General features: G+C 34.9%; 12 protein-coding genes. 7 read left to right on the top strand and 5 right to left on the bottom strand.

All coding sequences use genetic code 11. From position 1 onward, the window contains the following. Positions 1-6 precede the first annotated feature (6 nt). Genes A8B35_RS03710 through A8B35_RS03700 form a run of 3 tightly spaced genes read right to left on the bottom strand, consistent with a single transcriptional unit; the run spans position 7 to position 1751 of the window. A complete protein-coding gene (locus A8B35_RS03710) occupies positions 7-381 on the bottom strand; it encodes an FtsL-like putative cell division protein (RefSeq protein ID WP_075602054.1) in 375 nt (124 codons plus the stop codon). After that, the gene (gene rsmH / locus A8B35_RS03705) at positions 378-1283 is read right to left on the bottom strand and encodes a 16S rRNA (cytosine(1402)-N(4))-methyltransferase RsmH (RefSeq protein ID WP_075602053.1); all 906 of its coding nucleotides are present in this window, start codon (positions 1281-1283) and stop codon (positions 378-380) included. The genes A8B35_RS03710 and rsmH overlap by 4 nt, the downstream gene beginning before the upstream one ends. A gap of 3 nt (positions 1284-1286) precedes the next feature. Continuing rightward, positions 1287-1751: a division/cell wall cluster transcriptional repressor MraZ gene (locus A8B35_RS03700; RefSeq protein WP_075602052.1), complete on the bottom strand. Its 465-nt coding sequence runs from the start codon at positions 1749-1751 to the stop codon at positions 1287-1289. 333 nt (positions 1752-2084) lie between these two features. On the opposite strand from A8B35_RS03700, the gene A8B35_RS03695 reads away from it, so the two are divergent. The 4 genes from A8B35_RS03695 to A8B35_RS03680 all read left to right on the top strand — a co-directional run bounded on the left by A8B35_RS03695 (position 2085) and on the right by A8B35_RS03680 (position 6739). Further along, on the top strand, positions 2085-2921 hold the full coding sequence (locus tag A8B35_RS03695) for a 1-acyl-sn-glycerol-3-phosphate acyltransferase (RefSeq protein WP_075602051.1): 837 nt from the start codon (positions 2085-2087) through the stop codon (positions 2919-2921). 24 nt (positions 2922-2945) lie between these two features. Then, positions 2946-3899 carry a GNAT family N-acetyltransferase gene (locus A8B35_RS03690; RefSeq protein WP_075602050.1) on the top strand — a complete coding sequence of 318 codons (954 nt, stop codon included), beginning with the start codon at positions 2946-2948 and terminating at the stop codon, positions 3897-3899. A gap of 170 nt (positions 3900-4069) precedes the next feature. Next, positions 4070-5560: a dihydrolipoyl dehydrogenase family protein gene (locus A8B35_RS03685; protein WP_139314798.1), complete on the top strand. Its 1491-nt coding sequence runs from the start codon at positions 4070-4072 to the stop codon at positions 5558-5560. Between the two features lie 30 nt (positions 5561-5590). Next, positions 5591-6739 (top strand): serine hydrolase domain-containing protein, encoded by a 1149-nt coding sequence (locus A8B35_RS03680; protein ID WP_075602049.1) that lies wholly within the window; start codon positions 5591-5593, stop codon positions 6737-6739. A 56-nt stretch (positions 6740-6795) separates the two neighbouring features. Here the strand turns inward: A8B35_RS03680 and aspS are convergent, their stop codons facing one another. Then, positions 6796-8556 (bottom strand): aspartate--tRNA ligase, encoded by a 1761-nt coding sequence (aspS, locus tag A8B35_RS03675; protein WP_075602048.1) that lies wholly within the window; start codon positions 8554-8556, stop codon positions 6796-6798. 131 nt (positions 8557-8687) lie between these two features. Between aspS and A8B35_RS03670 the strand changes: the two genes are divergently transcribed. Beyond that, positions 8688-9134 carry a nucleoside deaminase gene (locus tag A8B35_RS03670; RefSeq protein ID WP_075602047.1) on the top strand — a complete coding sequence of 149 codons (447 nt, stop codon included), beginning with the start codon at positions 8688-8690 and terminating at the stop codon, positions 9132-9134. A 37-nt stretch (positions 9135-9171) separates the two neighbouring features. Beyond that, complete coding sequence (locus A8B35_RS03665) at positions 9172-9861, top strand: DNA alkylation repair protein (protein ID WP_075602046.1); 690 nt, start codon at positions 9172-9174, stop codon at positions 9859-9861. 81 nt (positions 9862-9942) lie between these two features. Here the strand turns inward: A8B35_RS03665 and A8B35_RS03660 are convergent, their stop codons facing one another. Further along, a complete protein-coding gene (locus A8B35_RS03660) occupies positions 9943-19977 on the bottom strand; it encodes a hypothetical protein (RefSeq protein WP_075602045.1) in 10035 nt (3344 codons plus the stop codon). A 295-nt stretch (positions 19978-20272) separates the two neighbouring features. Here A8B35_RS03660 and A8B35_RS03655 point away from each other — a divergent pair, with 295 nt between their 5' ends. Further along, a complete protein-coding gene (locus tag A8B35_RS03655) occupies positions 20273-21616 on the top strand; it encodes a DEAD/DEAH box helicase (RefSeq protein WP_075602044.1) in 1344 nt (447 codons plus the stop codon). Positions 21617-21620 lie beyond the last annotated feature (4 nt).

Here is a 21620-nt window from a genome sequence, read left to right as displayed (position 1 = left end):
ATCTAACTAATTATTAATTTTAATACGTCGAGGAGGCTCTGTTAGCTCCTCAAGTTCAACCCCTGCTTCCTTAACTTTATCTAGAATAACAGATTGCTTACTGATATACATTAAATCTGAAGAAGTCGTTATTGCTTCAATTCTTAACTCTTGTATCTCTTTATTTAGGTTGGCATTTTCTTTCAATAATTTCTCAACCTTAAACTGATTAGATATATAATAGAATGCCAATAGGCTCAAAAAACCAAGAAATGGCAATTGCTTTACTACAATTTGACGCGTAAAGAACCTCCCTGAAATCAGGTCGCGCAATGAGAACCGTCTTAATCGCTCATCACCACTACCTACAAATTCTTGATCTTTACTTTTTGCACTATTCATATTCTTTCAGCAACTCTTAACTTGGCACTTCTTGATCTTGTATTACGCTCTAACTCTTCTTCTGTTGGTAGAATTGGTTTACGATTCACTAGTTTAAATGGAACTTCACTTTTACCATAGAAATCTTTATCAGGCTGTGTTTTATCCGGATCTCCGGTTTTTAAATGATTCTTAACCAACCTATCCTCTAACGAATGATAAGATATCACAACCAAACGTCCAGATTCAGCTAGCACATCATTAGTATGACGTAACATTTCCTTTAAAGCATCCATCTCTTCATTAACCTCTATCCTTAATGCCTGAAACACTTTTGCCAAAAACTTATTTTTATCTCTAGCTGGCACACATGGCTCTACAACCTCAAGTAAATCAGATATCATAACAAATTGCGATTCTGCTCTTTTTGATAGAATACCTCGCACCAATTTACCAGCATGTTTAATTTCGCCATACTGCTTAAAAATTCGGAAGAGATCGTTCTCCTCATACTCATTAAGTATATCCGATGCTTTGATTTTAGCATTTTGATTCATTCGCATATCCAAAGCACCTTCAAAGCGAAATGAAAAACCACGCTCTGGCGTATCGAAATGATGCGATGAAACACCAAGATCAGCTAAAATTCCATTTACCTTATCTATCTTTAAATATTTTAAAAAGTGTTTTAAATATCTGAAGTTATGCTGTACAAATATTAAGTTCGGGTCATCTGGTCGATTGGCATAAGCATCCTCATCTTGATCGAAGACAATTAGCTTACCATTTTCTAAACGCTTTAACACCTCTTTACTGTGTCCGCCTCCACCAAAGGTTACATCTACATAATACCCATTCGGATCAATGTTTAATCCATCCAAACACTCATTCAATAATACTGGTATATGATATACGTCTTCCATAACTTACCCTTCAAAATTTGATTTACTTCCTAAAATTGTTTCAGCCATTTTAGCTAAATCTTCCTCACTCATCTCATCTTTCTCATAAGTCTCCTTACTCCATAATTCAATCTTCATATCCACCCCAACCATAACAAGTTCTTTAGGACATTCAATTTTCTCTAACAAACGTTTTGGAATAAGCATTCGCCCATTTGCATCCAAATTAATTTCTGCCGCACCCCTAAAATACTGACGGTAGAATTTATTCTCCGTTCTGTTATAAAGATTTATACGAGACCGAATATCCTCCATTTCTAACTCCCACTCTGAATAAGGCATTAAAACCAAGCAAGGTTCAAACAAATCTTTACGCACCACAAAACGCTCCACATTTAAAGCCACCATAGCTTTTTTAAATACAGAAGGCAACACCACCCTACCTTTGGTGTCAATTTTCGAAACAAAATCACCTATAAATGTGGACATTACGTTTTAGGTATTTTTTTTGTAAAAATAAAAAAATTACCAACCATTATCAACCACTTTTACCCACTTTATTCCACTTGTTGATAAGTTTTCCCTATAAATACATATTTAGATTCTGAGTTATAACAATACTGATATCTACTCAATACGCCAACATCATACATAATCAACAAATTAATTAATGCAGCACAAAGCAATATCTCGAAAAAATAACCGCAGATACGCTCAATACATTATCTTTGCCGATAACCTTATGGTAATTTTGACGTAGTAAGGTCGTGTTAAAACACGACCGATTACTATCTCTTAATTTATTTGATAGAATATTAACAAATGAAACAAGGAAGTACTATTAAAACAAAAATATTAGATATAGATAGGATTTTTAAAGAAAAGAATCCAGGCTTATATAAATGGATACCCAAATTCGTGTTATCATACGTAAAAAGAATAACACATCAGGATGAACTGAATGACCTGCTAAATGACAATCCAGGTTTATATGGAGTAGACTTTGGCGAAGCTTGCACAAAAAAGTTCAACGTTAGCTACGACTCAATAAACTTAGATAAAATAGACAAATCAGGACGGTACTTATTTGTTGCAAACCACCCTTTGGGAGGGCTTGATGGAATCATACTCATGAACATTATGGGACGTTTTTTTAAAAATATAAAATTCCCAGTAAATGATATCCTTCTACATATTGGTAGATTCAATGACATTTTCATACCTATAAATAAACACGGCAGCCAAGCAAGAAGTGCGGCCCAACAAATTGAAAGCACTTTTGCCTCTGAATCTCAGGTATTGTTTTTTCCTGCCGGCTTAGTGAGTAGAAAAAACAATGGCGTAATTAAAGACCTTGAATGGAAAGCAGCATTTGTAAAAAAGTCGATTAAATACAAAAGAGATATCGTTCCCGTCTACATTGATGCCCAAAACTCCAAATTCTTTTATAACCTTGCACGCCTAAGAGGCAAACTCGGCATAAAAGCTAATATAGAAATGCTATACTTGGTAGATGAAATGTTTAAACAAGAAGGAAAAAAAATAAACTTCAGTTTCGGCAAACCAATTAAATGGCAAGAGTTAGAAAATGGAGATAGCGCAAAGAAATGGGCAGAAAAAATAAAAGAAACAACATATAGGTTACCGAAATTAAATTAATTTTGCATTTTAAATCTGTAACACATGGATTCAACACAAGATATAATAGCTCCAATAGCCAAAGAATTATTGGAAGCTGAATTAACCAAAGATAGATTTGTACGAAACACCAATAAAGGTGGGAATAAAATTTATGATTTTGTTGGTACCGAAGCTCCCAACCTTATGAAGGAAGTTGGCCGACTAAGAGAAATTTCTTTTAGAGAAGCTGGCGGCGGAACTGGTAAGGGAGCAGATATTGATGATTACGATATGGCTGAAGTACCGTATCATCAATTAATAGTTTGGGATCCTGACGAAAAAGAAATATTAGGTGGTTACCGTTACATAATGGGTAATAAAATACCGAGAGATGCTAACGGAAATGTTAGACTTGCCACATCAAGAATGTTTCATTTTTCAGATAACTTTCTCGACAACTGGTTACCTTACACAATTGAACTAGGTAGATCTTTTGTGCAACCTCAATACCAATCGAGCAAACAAGGAGCAAAGAGCTTATTCGCCCTTGACAACCTTTGGGATGGATTAGGTTCCTTAATAGTAAATCATCCTGAGATGAAATACTTTTTTGGTAAAGTAACCATGTACGACCACTTTAACCAAGAAGCTAGAGACTTAATATTAAGCTTTATGGCTAAATATTTTGGCGATCCTGATAAGTTAGTTTATCCACTTGATAGCTTTAAACTCAAAGTAGAATTGAGTGATGAAGAGATAAAGAAAATTGTAAAAGGCGACTCATTTGTTGATGATTACAAATCGTTAAATAAAAGAGTTCGAGAATTGGGAGAAACCATCCCTCCTTTAGTGAATGCCTATATGAACTTGTCTCCTTCAATGCGTTCGTTTGGCACTGCTATTAATGATAGGTTTGGAGATGTTGAAGAAACTGGAATAATTATAACCATAAAGGAATTCAACAAAGCAAAAACACAAAGACATGTTGAAAGCTACAACCCAAATGACTTACATTAAAGATTACAAATAATCTATATAACAAAGCACTTCTGTTTTTTCAGTGGTGCTTTTTTTTATTTTGATAATAGAATTGAATTTAATACATAAAACTCCTATTTTCACAAAACAATAATGAACATTCTCTTTTGCAATTCATTATTCCTAATGCACATAGATATACATCATACATGAAACAATACGACTTAATAATTATTGGATCAGGACCGGCTGGATATTCTGCAGCTATCAGAGCTTTAGATTACGGATTAAAGATTTGCATCATTGAAGGATCACACATCGGTGGTGCAGGTATAATGAACGGAGCATTAACCTCTAAAACCATGTACGAATTAAGCATGGACTATTCCGTTGCTGCTCGTACTGATAGAGGATATAGATCCGGCAGTCTCAGCGTTGACTTCAGACAAGTTATAAAAACTGTAATCGACGCTGCAAAAGAGAAGCAATACCAAATGTTAAGTCAGATTGAAACATTCTCTGAAAACAAAAGTAAAAATGGCTCACTTGAATTGGTAAAAGGCTGGGCAAAATTTAAAGATAAAAACACCGTTGAAGTTACCTCTGAAGAGAAAACTCAATTGCTCCACGGAAAATATTTTATTATTGCCACTGGAGCTAAACCCCGAAAAGCACCCGGACTTGAAATAGACCATGAAAGAATTATTGATTCTGAGGACATCCTTAAACTCAAGAAATTTCCTGAACGAATGCTCATTATTGGATCAGGAATAATTGGCTGTGAATTTGCCACCATATTCAGCAACTTCAAACAAACAGAAGTACACCTCTTAGATAGAGCGAACAGAGTATTGCCAAATGAAGATGATGATGTGAGTGATTTTGTGGCCAAAAACCTCGAGAATAACGGAGTAAAAGTTCATCATACTGCACATTTAAGAACAATAAACAAACACAAAGACCACCTAGAAATAATACTAGATTACGATGCTGGAAACAGTAAAGTAATTGAAGTTGATGTTGCCCTAGTCGCAATTGGGAGAGTTCCAAACACCAATAAACTAGGTCTTGAAAATATTGGGATAGAAACCAACGAAAGAGGAAATATAGAGATTTCTGACGAATGCTTACTTCATGACGAAAATAACCACTGTAACATTTATGCTGCTGGTGATATTACAGGTCATACGCAATTATACAGTGTTGCCGAATTCCAAGGTAGATTAGCTGCCGAAAAATTAGCTGATATACCATGCTATGCTCTTGACTATAGCAATATGTCTACATTAATGTTCTTTAAACCAGAACTAGCATCCGTAGGTTTAAATGAAAAACAGCTGCAGGAAAGAAATATCCCTCACAAAGTAGCCTTTTACTCAAACCAACTTATTAACCGTGCCATTGCTATGCGAAATACAACAGGCTTTGTAAAGGTTATGGTCAGCACTGATGAGCAACCTAAAATTTTAGGCATGCGAGCTGCCGGACCCCAAGCATCAGCATATATTGTATCTGTAGCGCACCTGATTAACCAAGGAAATAGCTTACAAGAGGTTCTCAAAATATTCTATCCACACCCTAGTGTTGCTGAGGGAATACAAGAATGCTTACGTACTGTCAGTAATAAATCAATTTATAAACCAGCAGCTTTTCCTGAGCTTATTAAATTAAAAGAGTGGTACCCAGAAAATAAAGAGTAGAATAATCAATCGTCAATCAAAGGATATAATATGAAACTATCTAAAAAGAAATTAATCATTACACTAGCTATTGCTAGCAGTGCTTTATTCTATTTAGTAACGCCTTCTTATTTGAAGAATGCTGTTATATATTTATTCCCTGGAATTGACGATTATACCATTTTTTCAAATAGAAAGATAGAGATTGGAAATAAAGTAAGGCCCTGGAAAACAGCTGATAATTACAACAAACTAAAACTCAAAAAGAAAGAGAGAGAGACATTAGAAAACTACAAATCAATCGCATATCTAATTATAAAAAATGACAGTATTCTATACGAAGAATACTGGGATAATTATTCTAACAGCTCACTATCGAATTCATTTTCGGCAGCAAAGAGTGTTGTTGGTTTGTTAATTGGTGCAGCAATTGATGATGGTTACATAAAAAGTATCGACCAAAAAGTAGGTGAATTTATCCCTGAATTCAACAACCCTCCAAACGATAAGCTTAAAATAAAACATCTTCTTACGATGAGCAGTGGTAGTAATTGGGACGAAAGTTACACAAGCCCCACCTCACTAACCACACAAGCTTATTATGGCAATAACATAACCGGACTTGTTAGTGATTTAAAAATAACCGACGTTCCCGGAAAATACTTTAGTTATAAAAGTGGAGACACCCAATTGCTATCACTAGTCTTAAAAAATGCTACAGAAAAATCGCTTTCCGACTATGCATCTGAGAAACTTTGGAAACCACTAGGCTGTGAAAGAGAGGCATTATGGTCGTTGGATAAAAATAACGGAACAGAAAAAGCATATTGCTGCCTCAATAGCAATGCACGAGATTTTGCTAAGATTGGGGAATTAGTATTAAAAGATGGACTTATTAACAACAAACAAATAATTTCGAAGGATTTCATTCAATCAGCAACTAGTCCAGCAAACTACCTCATTGATTCTGACGACAACAAACCTGTGAATCATTATGGTTATCAATGGTGGATTATTAATCACGAGGGAGATAAAATACCTTATGCTCGTGGAATATTAGGCCAATATATTTTTGTACTAAAAAAAGAAAATGCAATTGTGGTACGCCTTGGGCATAAAAGAAGCAAAAACCTGATTGATCACCATCCTAGCGATTGCTATGAATATTTAACTACTGCCAAACGCTTGCTTAATAAATAACAAAAAAAGGGCTGCAAAAATTGCAACCCTTAAATATCATATCTAAAATTCTGACCTTAGTCTTTTTTAACTTCTGACAATTTAATACTTAACTCATTCAATTGCTCAGTGGCAACTGGAGAAGGAGAATCAATCATAACATCTCTACCTGAGTTATTCTTAGGAAATGCGATAACGTCTCTAATGGTATCTAACCCTGCAAATAACGATGCTAATCTATCAAAACCAAAAGCAACACCACCATGAGGAGGTGCACCATATTTAAAGGCATTCATTAAGAACCCGAATTGAGCTTCAGCCTCTTCTTGAGTAAAGCCTAATAACTTAAACATTTTATTTTGTAGTTGATCGTTATGAATACGAATTGATCCACCACCTATTTCAACTCCATTAATCACCAAGTCATAAGCATTAGCTCTTACCTTACCGGGATCAGAATCTATTAAGTGTAAATCCTCATCTTTTGGAGAGGTAAATGGATGATGCATCGCATGAAAACGTTCTGAATCCTCATCCCACTCTAATAACGGGAAGTCCACTACCCATAATGGTGAAAACATATTCTTATCTCTTAAGCCTAAACGCTCTCCCATTTCTAAACGAAGTTCGCATAAGGCATTTTGAGTTTTTGACTTATCCCCAGCTAATACTAAAATTAAATCACCTGGTTTTGCTCCAAATGCATCCGCCCACTTTTGCAGTGCATCAGCATCAAAGAATTTATCTACCGATGATTTAAAGGTTCCATCTTCGTTACATTTAACGTAAACCAAACCATTAGCACCTATTTGCGGCTTACGCACAAAATCGGTTAATTTATCTAATTGCTTACGTGTATAATTTGCACATCCTTGCGCGCAAATACCACCAACATATTCGGCATCTTCAAACACTTTAAAACCACAATCAGCTAACATTTCTTTCATTTCAACAAATTTCATATCGAAACGAATATCTGGCTTATCAGAACCATAATATTTTATAGCATCTGAAAATGGCATTTGAGGAAACTCAAAATCAAATTCAACATCCTTAATTACTTTAAAAAGATGCTTTGTCATTCCTTCAAATGTACTTAATACATCTTGTTGATCAACAAAGGCCATTTCGCAGTCAATTTGTGTAAACTCTGGCTGACGATCGGCTCTTAAGTCCTCATCTCTAAAACATTTCACAATTTGAAAATAACGATCGAACCCGGCTACCATCAATAATTGCTTAAATACCTGAGGAGATTGAGGTAGTGCATAAAACTCTCCTGAATTCATACGCGATGGCACTATAAAATCACGCGCTCCCTCAGGAGTAGACTTTATTAGAACAGGAGTTTCAGTTTCAATAAAATTTTGGTTATTAAGAAAATTTCTAACCTCGAAACCTAATTTATGACGTAATTCTAAGTTACTACGAACCGGGTTACGACGTAAGTCGAGATAACGGTATTTCATTCTTAACTCATCGCCACCATCAGTTTCATCCTCTATAGTAAATGGTGGTAACTCTGATGCATTCAATAACTTTAATGAGTCTATAAGTATTTCAACATCTCCAGTTGGCATTTTAGCATTTTTGCTACTTCTTTCTGCCACATTACCTGTAACCTGAATTACAAACTCACGACCTAACTTGTTAGCTTCATCGCTTAAGGCTTTATTTGATTCTACGTCAAGAACCAATTGTGTAATTCCATAACGATCTCGCAAATCAATAAAAGTCATTCCTCCAAGATTTCTAACTTTTTGCACCCATCCACTTAGAGTAACATTTTGATTTACATGAGCCATACGTAGCTCTCCACAAGTATGTGATCTATACATTTTATTTCTAGTTTATTATTGCTGTTCCTATTCAACTTATTTAATCAAAATAAATTGATCAAATAAAATCATGCGAAAATATAAAGATTTTGAATAACATTGTTGTTTCAAAGCAGATAATAAAGATAAATATGAGCAAAATCAAGTTCTCGGATGATTACTTCATGAAACAAGCATTAATTGAAGCACAAAAAGCCTTTGATTTAGATGAAATACCTGTTGGTGCTGTTGTAGTATGTAATAACCAAATTATAGCTCGGGCACATAACCAAACCGAACAACTTAATGACGTAACTGCCCATGCAGAAATGCTTGCAATTACAGCTGCTACAGAATATTTAGGAGGCAAATACCTAAATGAATGCACTCTATACGTTACTCTTGAGCCATGTGTAATGTGCGCAGGTGCTTTAAAGTGGTCTCAGATTGCGAACATTTATTTTGGTGCAGAAGATAAAAAAAGAGGTTTTTCAAAATACACCCCCATAATAAAACACCCAAGATGCACTATAAAAGGTAATATTATGGAAAACCAATGCTCTGATTTAATACAATCTTTCTTCCAATCAAAAAGATAAGTTTTATCTAATTATCATTTTTTGTATATTTAGTGCTATGAATTTTAAAAGCATTTTTGAAGAGTTAAAGAATTGTGGAACCAAACAAAATATAAAGGTTTACAGAAAACATGGCGCCAAAGGTGATTTATTTGGAGTTAGCTTTGCCAACTTAAAGAAACTTAAAGCTTCAATAACGCCTTCCTCCAATAAAAAAGACATTAATCATCGAGTTGCGCAACAACTGTGGCAAACAAGAAATATAGACGCACGCATTTTAGCATGCATGGTAGCCGACCCTATTGAAATTACTAGAAATGAAGCCAACCATTGGGTTGCAGATATACAATATTATGTACTAGCAGATTATTTTGCAGAGTTAATTGCACAAACTAAATTTGGCTTGGATATCATGTATCTTTGGATCCAATCTCCCGATGAATATATCAAACGCGTTGGTTTTGCCATATTAAACTTCATTGCCCGCAATGATGACGACAAAAGCGAACTCTTCTTTCATGGGTTTTTAATGAAAATTAAGCAAGAATTACATTTATCTCCCAACAGGGCTAAAGAAGCTATGAATAATTGCTTAATAGCTATAGGAGGAAGAACTCAAAACCTTAGAGAAAAGGTGATAGAGGTAGCCGAATCGCTTGGAGAAATTGAAATAGACCATGGTGATACATCTTGTAAAACATTTATTATAAAAGAATATTTAGATAAAATGTGGGAACGAAAAAAGTAAAAATTTAAATGTCTAAATCTTATATAAGAACAAGAAAGGCGGCCATTGGCCGCCTTTCTTGTTCTTATATAATTACAGTTATTAATTAACTACAACCTTACATGTTTTTCTATTACTTAAGTCTGTATAAACCGATATGATATATACTCCTGGCTTAAAGTTTTCTTCTAACAAGTGCGTTCCGCTATTATGTGAATCGACTTCATAAACCTTAGCACCCCGAATATCGGTAACCGAAATAAACACCTTATCACTCTTACTTTGTTCAAGTAGATTTTCAACAACCGTTATTCTTTCATTAGCAAAATAAGCAAACACCTTTACTTTAAAATCGTCGCTATCATCAATATCTGTTGGTATTTGTGGTTCTGTAACTCTAGAAACAAAAGCTAACTCAAATCTATCTTCTTCGCCACCGGCTAATGCCATAAATTGATATTGAGAAGTACGTAAATCCGTTTCTGTGTCTAATACATTATCTCTCAAATACACTTGAGCCTCACCATCAAACAAATCACTATTAGTAAATTTAATAGTTGATAAAACATCTTTTTTAGAGGAATATCCTAAAGGAATAATATACTCATCTGAGAAATCAGGCATCACGTTAATTGTTAATTTAACACCTTCCTTTTTTGAATAAAAATTAATAAAATCATCAGAAGTAGACATCCTCTTCTTAGAGTCTATATTTGTACTTTGTAATCTACCTGCATCCTTAAAGGCAATAACACTTTCATCCACGCTATTTTCTGTAACTAATGACAGTCGAACAATATCACTTTCGTTTGAACTTGTTGATTTTAATTCCATTGTTTCAGTATGCGTTCTGGCCCCTTTTTTTATCGTAAAGTTATTATTACCACTATTAAGTATCCAAAAAGCTTGCCCTGGTATAACGAATTCTGATCCGCCATTTGCACCTATACCTGTTTCTATATTATAAGTTGCAAAACCTCGAGAACTAAATGTTTCTCCAGTACGCGTATAAACCGTTTTATCTGCTGTACCAAACTCCCATTCTGAAACATTACTAAGATCTAGGTAACTTGGATATGGATTAGAAACAAGGTACCATTCATCAGCCAAATAGTTCTTTGTATACGAACTATTATTATTTAGTATACCAAACTGTGAGATTGTTGCAGGATCTTTAAAGATCACAGAAGTTCCTACTAATGGATCACTCAAAGGATCCCGTGCAGGATACAAGCCTTTACTTATATCAGACCAAGCACCTGAGGGGTAATCATAAAGAAAATAATCATTTCCACCTGATATTATAGCATCATATGACGCAATACTAGCACTTTCTGTTGCATGCCCAATATACCAATACCTACGAGACTCGTAAGACCACACAATATTAGTATTATCACTCACATTACCTAGAGTTATAAATGAAGTAGGTTTTTCATTAGAATTCTCGATTATCAAACCATCATTAGTTAATAAATTTCCATTCACTGTCATTCTTGTGCCAGGTTTTAATGTTAGGCTAGCTCCCGAATTAATAGTAAGGTCATTCACTTGAACTACATTTGAATTTATTGCTGGATCAATTACTGGATCTAATTGAGGAGCTGTTACTGCATTAATAGTTACATGCGATGATGCCGATGGAACAATTGAATTAGTCCAATTAGAAGCATCAAACCAATCTGCATTATTTCCTAACCAAGTATAAGCTGGTGTAAGAATTGACCCAAAAGTAAACACACTACCTTCAGTAAACTCATTAAAGTCAATTTGCAATTGAGACGAAATACTTCCACCATTAGAATCTCCAGTTGTATTAGATACTGCAAGTTGTGACCAAGCATCTGTTGCTAAATCCTGCCATTGCGTTATTCTAAAATTAGCATCTGGATTGACTCCACTCTCCGTATCCCAAGTCAAAGTTAATCTCGCACTTGATCCTGATGGACCTTTAACTTTCCAATATTCATTTTTATTCACAAACTCCACAGGAGCAACCACACTAGTTGGGTCATAACCCCCTGTTGCTGGATTGGTATTAAAATATTGAGCTTCCCACAAACCACTACCTGAAGTATTTGTACTAAATACTTTAATAGTACCATATCTTCCTGAACGTCCAATAGGAAAGTCAAAATACTCATTATGATTGATCATTTTTGCCATTGGCCCTTCTACAAATGCAGAAGAAGTACCTCCTTGTAAAGCTTCAACTTCAGAGTAAGTTAGTGTTAAACTCCCTGCCTCTGTATTTAGAATTCCATTAGTGAGCGTTAAAACTCTATCTACCTCAACACCTGTTTGTATATCAACTCCGGCTGCATTTGCAATTGTTAAGTTATAAAGTGCATTTGATCCAGTAAGCAACGAAGCACCTTTTATATATTGACGCGAAGTACCATCAAATATCATGGTTGCATTGTTTCCTTGACCACTATCTAAATTCCCTGAATTAAATATAAAATCACCCTTTAAACTAATTGATCTGTCAGACTTATTATCAACTAATAAAACTCCTGTTGACTCTATAGTAAGATCACCAAGAATATTTAAATCAACATTTGGTAAGTCACGTTCCCCTGTACCTTGAAACTTTAAGTTATTCACTTCTGATACTCCTGATAAAACAGGATAAGTAATCATGTCTCCTCCAAACTCTAAAGTTCCTCCATCTGCCTTAAAAAACTCGGTATAATCACCTGCCGGTAATGATCCTGTTTCAAGATAAATAGATCCAGTTCCTAATACATTCCCTAATCTATGCCCTTCTGTTCCTTCAATTAAAATACGTCCATCTGTTGCACCACTTATGGTAGTTCTATATGATGATATATAATCGATAGGGACTGCAACTTGATCATTAATAACAACCATAGCACCTCTCGGCCCACCAGCAGGTGGTGTTGGAGCCCAAACAGAGGTGTCATTCCAATCACCATCTTTTACCGAAGTATAAGTAGGTACCTGATCAGGAATAGCTTCATCTAGTCCTGCCGTATAGTCACCTATAATACCATCATCATCTGTAGCTGTTGTAAAATCGAATGTTAATATATCATTAGTAGTATCGATTGTACCAATATCCTTATTCCAATCTCCGGTACCTCTTGATAACAATCTAGCTGTTATATAGTCGTCATAAGCTTTACCTGCTGCAGTAACACTAACCAATGAATTAGGATAACTCATTGTTATAGTACCTGTAAAATCGTTAAAGCCATTGGCATCTATAATCCAATAATACTTAAGTACATTGTCTTTTTCATCCCAAGCAGTAGCACTTAAATCAACTACACTAGGGTGAACCTCCTTAGCTCCTTTAACTCTAATATATGAACTTGAAGAGGTGTTATTGGTAATATTTAAATTTACAGGAGTATAAATTCCTCCCGACCCCAAAGGAAATATAAAGGACTGCGAACCTGGATTTAATAATTTCTTAAGCCCAGCATCTACAAATGATATATTAGTTTGTATCATATTAGTTGCACCAAAACCTGCGATTGAATTTACGGTAGCTCCTTCGTTAAATACAATTAAATTTTTCCCAATATCCAAAATCCCAGATTCCATCTGTAGTAGTTGATTTATCTCAATAATATTTCCATCTTCTTGAGTAAAACCAGCACTATTATCAAGATAAATTCTATCATAAGAACCATTACCATATATACGTTGAGATACTGCACCATTCAATACAACTCCGTCTCCTCCACCTGAAGTAAAACTTCCATTATTAATTATATCACGTAACACGTAAATTGCATTACCTCCATCATTTATAGTTCCTGAATTCAGGGTAAGCTCATATTCTACAGTTAGTTCAGTATTTGTAGTTAATAATAACTCATCACTACCAACATCTTTTGTTAATTTATAAAATGTAGTATTACCTGATATTTGCTGAGCAGAGCCTCCTACAAAATTCACTTCATTATTTGAATGAATAAAGGTGCCATCATTAACAAAATCTCCTGTTAAATTCATATCCAAACCTGCTGCATCTAGAGTAGCTCCAGAGTTAATATTTAATTCTCCCTCAACATTTAGGGGACGCACAGTTAATTGAACCTCAGGATTATTCGCTCCCCCTATATTAATATCGTTTAAAATAATTTTAGAATTAATTTTAAACGAATTTTGATTAGAAGGTGTATCTAAATTAAAAATATTGATTACACTACCATTAGTACTATAACTTGAAGGCTCTAGATGCAAGGCAGCCGCAGTTGGAGTATTTGAATTTTGCTGAATAAAACTCAAGTTACCTCCTGTATGATGGAAGCTACTTCCTGTATTCAGTATTTCTAACATTCCTCTTGTTCCATCTCCGCCAGATGATACTCCTATCTCAACACTACCTCCTGATTGAGTATATTTCAATACGCCAAGCTCGTCAGAAACTGATCTTCGTATTTGAGAACCCACAAGTAAAGTTCCATCACTAATTTCGATACTTGAATTACCTGAAACTGTGTAAACTATTGCATTATCTCCGCCAGACATATCAAGTGTTCCGCCAGACAGCTTCAACAATCCATCGAGTGATAAATTAGAACCTCCATTAATAAATGCAGAACCTTGAATTATTTCCAATCCTGAGGTACTATTAATACTAAAATCATCATTTCCTGTTGAAAGATTAATACTTGTACCTATATTATTAATAACAAACAGACCATTTAATAATTCTAAGGATTTATCAATACCTAAACCATCGGTTGCTCCATTTAGTGTAAAGGCCCCATTAAACTGAGCTTTTATATTAACAGAGTTACCTTTTGTAACAACTATTCTATATAAGTCTGCGATATCTCCATCATGGTAATCGTAAACCATATCGGCATTACCATCTAATATCAAGGTTATTCTATCTTGATCGTCGGCTGTCCAAAACTTTAAACCATCTACGGTTCCAGCTTCAGACTTCTGATAAATATTGCCCGCCAATGCTAAGGTATGCGTATTGATTGTATTATCAGGAGAGTTTACACTAATCAATGCTCCTCTGTTCGAGAGAATTAAATCTCCTTTAACTACAACAGTTCTTTCAATTGAGTTAGGAAAATCAATCCTTGCCCCTCCACCACTTGGGCTACCTTCTACAGGATTTGTAACTTCAAATAATAATAAATCTCGTCCAACAGTTATATCTCCACTGGCACTGTTCGAAAGTACTAAGTTTGCATCACCTAATATTTCAAAATTTCCGTTTGTTTCAACATCATGTGGAAATGTAATATTTCTATTGTTACCTCCCCATCCATCATTAGCAATCATTAAATTTGGGAATAATGATGGAGCGTTATTAAATATTTTATCATTTACATTGTTTTCATATACAATATAAGATGAATCGCTAGCCGCAAAATCGCCAATATCCATCAATGAAAAATCTGGATCTGAATTTCTATTCCAGAACATACCTTCTCCACTAACTCGACCCGCTGTTAATACCCCACTACCATTAATGCACAATGTTGGTCTAAACTGGAATGATGATCGATATACTCTTTCTGTTGGGTTTCCCAAAATGTCTGTCATAGGAGTAAACACCAATTCCGCAACCTGCTCAGTTGTGCCATCAATCCATATACCATGAGGCTCTCCTTCATTTCCAGAACTTCCTGTATTTCCCCATGGAACCCATCCTATAATTGCAATATCTCCTTCTTTCGGATAATCTCCTGCAGCAGGTTGTCTACTATCATGAGGACCATATGAACTATCTAACATGTCACTTCGTGTCCAAGCATTTGTATTTGTCCACCTAGGTTCACGTGAGATATCTCTAGTATAATAAACTTCAGGCACACCCGAAAAACGTGCTACCTCACCAGCTGTGAAATTAGCATTCGCTAAAGTAAAACCTACGAACCCTGCTTGAGTAAACTCACCACCTGTTGAAGAACCATTAAATACAATTCTCCTAGCTGTGCCTGACGTTTCTGTATTAACAACATCACTAATATCAGATATTGGTTCCGACTCATAATATCTTGTATAAGGAGATTCTCCTAAAACATATCCAGGCACATAATTTGCTTCTTGAGAAGCACCTGTAATTTTGTCAATTCCTGTAACATCATCTTTATCTTGATAATAAAACTGAAATGCTACTGTTGGCAATGTATTAAACCCATCATGTGTAACTCTCCAGTAATGCTGAAGTATTTCACTCGAACCGGTTGGGTTAGAAGTCTGCAATTCACCAGATACTGTTCTGACGGTTACATAACCATTATCAACAAAGTCTTTAACTTTAATTTGTGCAGGTCGATAATAAACAGTTGATCCTCCATCGTTTGTAAAACCAATTGGGAAGGTGACTGGACTTCTATTCTTATCCCTATTTCCTTTGGATTCATTTGGTGTATTTTGATCGATCAATAAAGATAAGCCACCATCAGATGCTTTACCGTCGGTATAAATTAGTTTGTTTCCTACAATTCCATCATCAATTAAAGTTAACTCATCTGAGTTATCAATATCTGAGAATAGATCACCACTACTATTAAGGTTCCATATCTCATCAATGGTCAAATTATGGTTTTTAAGATATATAGCTCCTTTTGTAAATTCCATTCTTTCAATTTTCATATCACTAGTTAAAGTAACATGTGTAGTAGTTGGATTTACATTAAACCTCAAGTTTCCAAAAACTGCATCATCAGATGTTTCAATTATAACAGGTGGTTCTTCTCTGAAACGAATTTGAGCTGTACTTGGCGTTCCTCCTGATACCGGATAACTTCCGGAAGAATAATAAGTACCCATTCTATCATTATTAACAATTTTACCCCAGGTTCTAAAGGTCATCCTTCCTTGATCTAGAGTTCCTGATAAAACACTTGCATCACCATTAACATCAATCAAAATTTGATTGTTCTTTATATTCGATTTAGCTACCGTTCGTAATTCGTTCCCGCTTGTTCTGTCTAAAATAAAATTACCTAATTCGAAACGCTGATCCTTATCAATATCATCGTCTCCACCCCCGGAATGCCCCCAATAAAGCGTATCTATTGAAGAGGTTGCTATAGTTTGGTTAAAATAAGTAGTATTAACCTGTGTTGGTTGTTTATTGGTTCCATCATATGGCGATGTACCGCCTGATAAACAATTATAAACACCGCCTTCTTCTATAAAGAAAGAACCACCAACATACAAATCACTTACTACACTATTGGTTGAAAAGACTGATAAAGTAATATCTGGATAGTTTGCATTAGTATCTTCACCTCTAATTCTAAAATCATTTAATACCACTAAAGGTTGCGCCTCTAAATACACATCTGTAGAACCTACATCAATGGCATCATCCAAAACAAACTCGGTCGCATTTACAACAGTTTTAGTCAGGTTTAAATTATAAAATGGTGCTTTTGATGAAATTTTAAAAGTATTAGAATCTCCAATATTTAAATTTACAGTACCCCCTGTCACATTCTGGTTTGCTGTGGAAGAATTAATAAAGATACCACCTTTTGAATTCGCTTTATCAATATTTAAAACCCCACCTGACATTTGAAAAGAATTACCTTCAAACGTTAAGTTAAACGGATAATAGTCGGTATTTGTAGTAGTTGCAGTAACATTTACAACACCTCCTGATTGCTTGTAACCTCCTTTATGCTCAGCTCCTAAAAGAGAAGTCCTAATCTGATAAACATTAAGTTCTCCCCCTTCAATATTAATATACCCATTCTCTCTTAGTGTTATTCCACTATTAACATTAATATTAGCAACACCTGAACTAATTTTAATTTCACCATAAGGTACAATTGCAGTTCCCGTAGTTTTAGATACGGTTCCTCCATCAATCCATAAACGTGCTGCTGTCGATATATTATAATTAGAACCTGTATTAAGTTGGGCAATAGTCACGTTCTGACCAATCCTAACTGTACCTCGCAATAACCCTAAGGCATTATCATTAGTTGCTAATTGAGAAATTGATCCATGGTTGTGATGAGCAGAGCCATACAAATTAAAGTTTGCTACATCAGAAGCATTAATTGACGCAATATAAGTTTTGTCAATCCCCTTATCTATTTCTATTCTATAAAAATTAGTAATACCATTACAGGTAATAACTTGGTTTTTTGTATCATTTAATAAATTAAAATCTACAATACCATCCGTTGCATCACTATTGTAACTTGCAGCAGTTCTATTTGTAAAATGAACAGTACCTCCTTGATTTTCAAAATCGCCTAACAAGCTAAACTGATGCCTTGCATTTCCTGTACCAAGTAGAATCTGTCCGTCTGATAATACAATCGCATCCCCATTAACTCTGATATTAATTGCTTGTGAAGATAAATTATCATTTATGGTAAATATACCTCTCTCAATTCTAAAATCTCCATTAACCGTTAAATCTCCCAATAGCGTAATCTCTGAACCTGATGCATCTAATTTTACATCTACATCAAAAAACTCATGGGAATCACTAATGGCATAACCACTACCATAAAACTCAACTTTCCCTTCATCTTCTCCTGCAGTAATAAACTTTGAGGCATCTCCTTCCGGAAAATTATCTGCTGCCATAGTAACTAATCCGCCACCTTCAATAGTCGCAAAACTATGATTTGATGTTGCTCCTAAATCTAATTCCCCATTTATTATTAACTCAGCATTTGCTAAACCATTAACCCCAGCAGGAACTGTAATTTTTTTTCCGCTCAAAATAACCACCCTATCTGATATTGCTGTTGGGGATGTTATGGGAGTGTAACCTTCTGGATTATTCGGCAAACAACCGCAAGGTTCAAGAGTCCATGCCTCAGGATTATTCCATTCTGAGGTAGATCGCAGTGTATACCATATTCTTCTATCACCACCTTCTAATGGGCTCAAAGTTTCATCCAATGTACCCAAGGTAAAATACCCATTTGAAAAGTTAGCAAAGTCAACATCAAAGTAAATTCTATCTGCAACCTCTACTCCTTTGTTGACAACAGTTACCTGTGAATAATTTCCTCCATCACTACTTTTAGTTAATAGCACATAATTTGTAATGTCCTGAGGAAACTTTCCACCAAGGGCTTCTGATAAATCAAAACTTAATCGAACTGTAGGAGTACCCGTAGTTTCAGTTCTTTGCACATACCATGATCTATTCCATGCACTAGTAGCTCCAGAAGCAGTAACTTGTGCTGAATTAACAAAATCTGCAGAAGTGTTAGACACACCATTATGTGCTGCCGCTAGATAATCTCCATCAGAGGAATTACTTAGTGATAAATATAAACCACTTGAGTTTGCCTCGTTATTCTCTCCATCAGATTCAACACCTACCCCTGCAAAGTCATTGTTATAATTTACATCACCGTCTGAAAAAATATCCTTTGCTACAATAATTCCATATTTCTGAGACAAATAGGATTCTATTATAACTCGTTGAGCAGTATTTAAACCATTTCTAAATACAATTATCTCAGCTATATCACCATTAAAATATCTATTATCACCTTCATCGAATAATCCGATAGTAACATTTTCTGTACGATCAGGAATCGTTACTGAAGTATTTACATGCGACTGATAATCGCCATTATTGTAAAGAGTAAGTGCCGATCCATCATAAATATAACTAGCTATTGCTGGAGAAACGCTAATATTACTTCCTCCTCCTGATGCTTGGTTACTTACATATCCATTTAACTCATAACCATTATTGAAGAAAAAAGCCCATGACTTATTTGATGCATTTAACCTTTTTGATATTATTGCCCTTGTATCATTTGACCCCGAATTTAATACTGCAAAAATGGATAACTCATTGCTATTATCAAGCTTATTCGCACCTGATTGATCATCCAATATTCTAAGGTATTCATTTGCTACCCCGGAAAATTGTAGGGCTGGCTTCCCTCCAATAACACTAGAGTTCAATGTTGGTGGAGTACCTCCGATATGAACTGCATTATTATTATTACCTGATTTATCAAACCAAGTATCAGCATCACCAAATGATGATAAATCTGAGGCATCAAGCCAAATAATATTTTCAGGCTGGCCACTATCCCCATTACTATTACCAATACCTCCAGGACCACTTTGTGCCGATACGCCCAGGGTTAGTACTAGCACACACTTAACTAATAATATAAGTTTTATATTCTTCATAGTGTTATCTCCATAAATTTAGAATTCCCCAATTCTTTTGTTCTTAGTAACATTTAAAACGTTAAGAGGTTCACAAAGTTATTCATTCCCAACGGGGAAGAACTATGAAACACCTCACTTTATGGGAAAGTGATATTATGTATTGATTAACGAGCAATATTAATTGACTAAACATTCTGTATCAAGTTTAGTACTTCATTAAGAGAGAAATCTGCATAAAAAGATAAAATAGAAACTTAATTCTATTTTTTACTTTAGACTCTTATCTTTGCAACAAAATAAAAACAAGAATATTTTGAAGTTTACTGAATTAAATTTAAACGGCCCAATATTAAACGCTATCGATGATATGGGTTTAACTGAGGCTACACCCATTCAAGAACAAATTTTCCCCATTGCAATGTCTGGAAGAGATGTAGTTGGAGTGGCTCAAACAGGTACTGGTAAAACCATTTCATACATATTACCATTGCTACGAAACCTCAAATTCAGTAAGCAAAAACATCCTCGAATTTTAGTATTAGTTCCTACCCGAGAATTAGTAGAGCAAGTTGTTGGTGAATTTGTTAAGCTAACAGAATATATGAATTGCCGCATCAGTGGTGTTTATGGTGGTACTAACATTAATACTCAAAAACAAATGGTTTATGACGGGATTGATGTATTAGTTGCTACTCCTGGTAGACTATTGGATCTTTGCTTAACAGGAACCTTAAGGTTAAAAGCTGTTCAGAAGTTAGTAATTGACGAGGTTGATGAAATGCTTAACCTTGGGTTTAAAGTTCAATTAGAACGTATAATAGACCTTCTTCCTGAAAAACGTCAGAATTTAATGTTTTCGGCAACCTTAACTTATGATGTTGAGGTGCTTATTAAAAAATACTTTTACGACCCAATAAAAGTAGAGGTTGCATCAAGTGGTACTCCGGTTGATAAAATTTTCCAAAGTGGGTATAATGTTCCTAATTTTTACACCAAAATAAATCTATTACTGTATGCGCTAGATACTATGCCAAATGCTGATAAAGTATTGGTATTTGTTAAAAGTAGGCAAATGGCAGATTTATTATACACAAATCTAGAAGAGATATTTGAGGAAGAATTAGGGGTGATTCATTCCAATAAATCGCAAAACTACCGTTTCAGAATGGTAAATGAGTTTGCTGATGGTACCTTAAGAATATTAATTGCAACTGATCTTATTTCAAGAGGTCTTGATATTGAGAACGTAAGCCATGTAATTAACTTTGATATGCCTGATGAGCCTGAAGCTTACATGCATCGTATTGGTAGAACAGGAAGGGCTGAAGCAGAAGGTCAAGCTGTGGCTTTTGTGTCTGAGGAAGACCAAAATATTTGGAAAGAAATTCAAGCTTTAATGAATATTAAAATTGAGCTAGAAGAATTACCAATTGATGTTGAAGTATCAGAACAAATAATCGATTTAGAAGCTCCGGTAATTGCCGGCAAACTATTGGTAAAAACTCCTAAAGTGGATACCTCTAAGGGAGCTGCTTTTCATGAGAAGAAAGACAAAAATAAGAAAGAGAACCAAGGAGGTTCATACAGAAGAACTATAGCAGCCAAATACAAAAAGCCAAAAACTAGAGGTCAAAAACCTAGAGGCAAAAGAAAATAATATA

This window comes from Saccharicrinis aurantiacus, from assembly GCF_001660705.2.
GTDB lineage: Bacteria > Bacteroidota > Bacteroidia > Bacteroidales > Marinilabiliaceae > Saccharicrinis > Saccharicrinis aurantiacus.
The sequence above is the reverse complement of the archived record's forward strand: the minus strand, read 5'-3'. Positions and strand labels throughout refer to the sequence as shown.

Excerpts from the sequence above, each read along its gene's own strand:
- A8B35_RS03710 (WP_075602054.1), bottom strand. The coding sequence starts at position 381 with ATGAATAGTGCAAAAAGTAAAGATCAAGAATTTGTAGGTAGTGGTGAT.
- rsmH (WP_075602053.1), bottom strand. The coding sequence starts at position 1,283 with ATGGAAGACGTATATCATATACCAGTATTATTGAATGAGTGTTTGGAT.
- A8B35_RS03700 (WP_075602052.1), bottom strand. The coding sequence starts at position 1,751 with ATGTCCACATTTATAGGTGATTTTGTTTCGAAAATTGACACCAAAGGT.
- A8B35_RS03695 (WP_075602051.1), top strand. The coding sequence starts at position 2,085 with ATGAAACAAGGAAGTACTATTAAAACAAAAATATTAGATATAGATAGG.
- A8B35_RS03690 (WP_075602050.1), top strand. The coding sequence starts at position 2,946 with ATGGATTCAACACAAGATATAATAGCTCCAATAGCCAAAGAATTATTG.
- A8B35_RS03685 (WP_139314798.1), top strand. The coding sequence starts at position 4,070 with ATGAAACAATACGACTTAATAATTATTGGATCAGGACCGGCTGGATAT.
- A8B35_RS03680 (WP_075602049.1), top strand. The coding sequence starts at position 5,591 with ATGAAACTATCTAAAAAGAAATTAATCATTACACTAGCTATTGCTAGC.
- aspS (WP_075602048.1), bottom strand. The coding sequence starts at position 8,556 with ATGTATAGATCACATACTTGTGGAGAGCTACGTATGGCTCATGTAAAT.
- A8B35_RS03670 (WP_075602047.1), top strand. The coding sequence starts at position 8,688 with ATGAGCAAAATCAAGTTCTCGGATGATTACTTCATGAAACAAGCATTA.
- A8B35_RS03665 (WP_075602046.1), top strand. The coding sequence starts at position 9,172 with ATGAATTTTAAAAGCATTTTTGAAGAGTTAAAGAATTGTGGAACCAAA.
- A8B35_RS03660 (WP_075602045.1), bottom strand. The coding sequence starts at position 19,977 with ATGAAGAATATAAAACTTATATTATTAGTTAAGTGTGTGCTAGTACTA.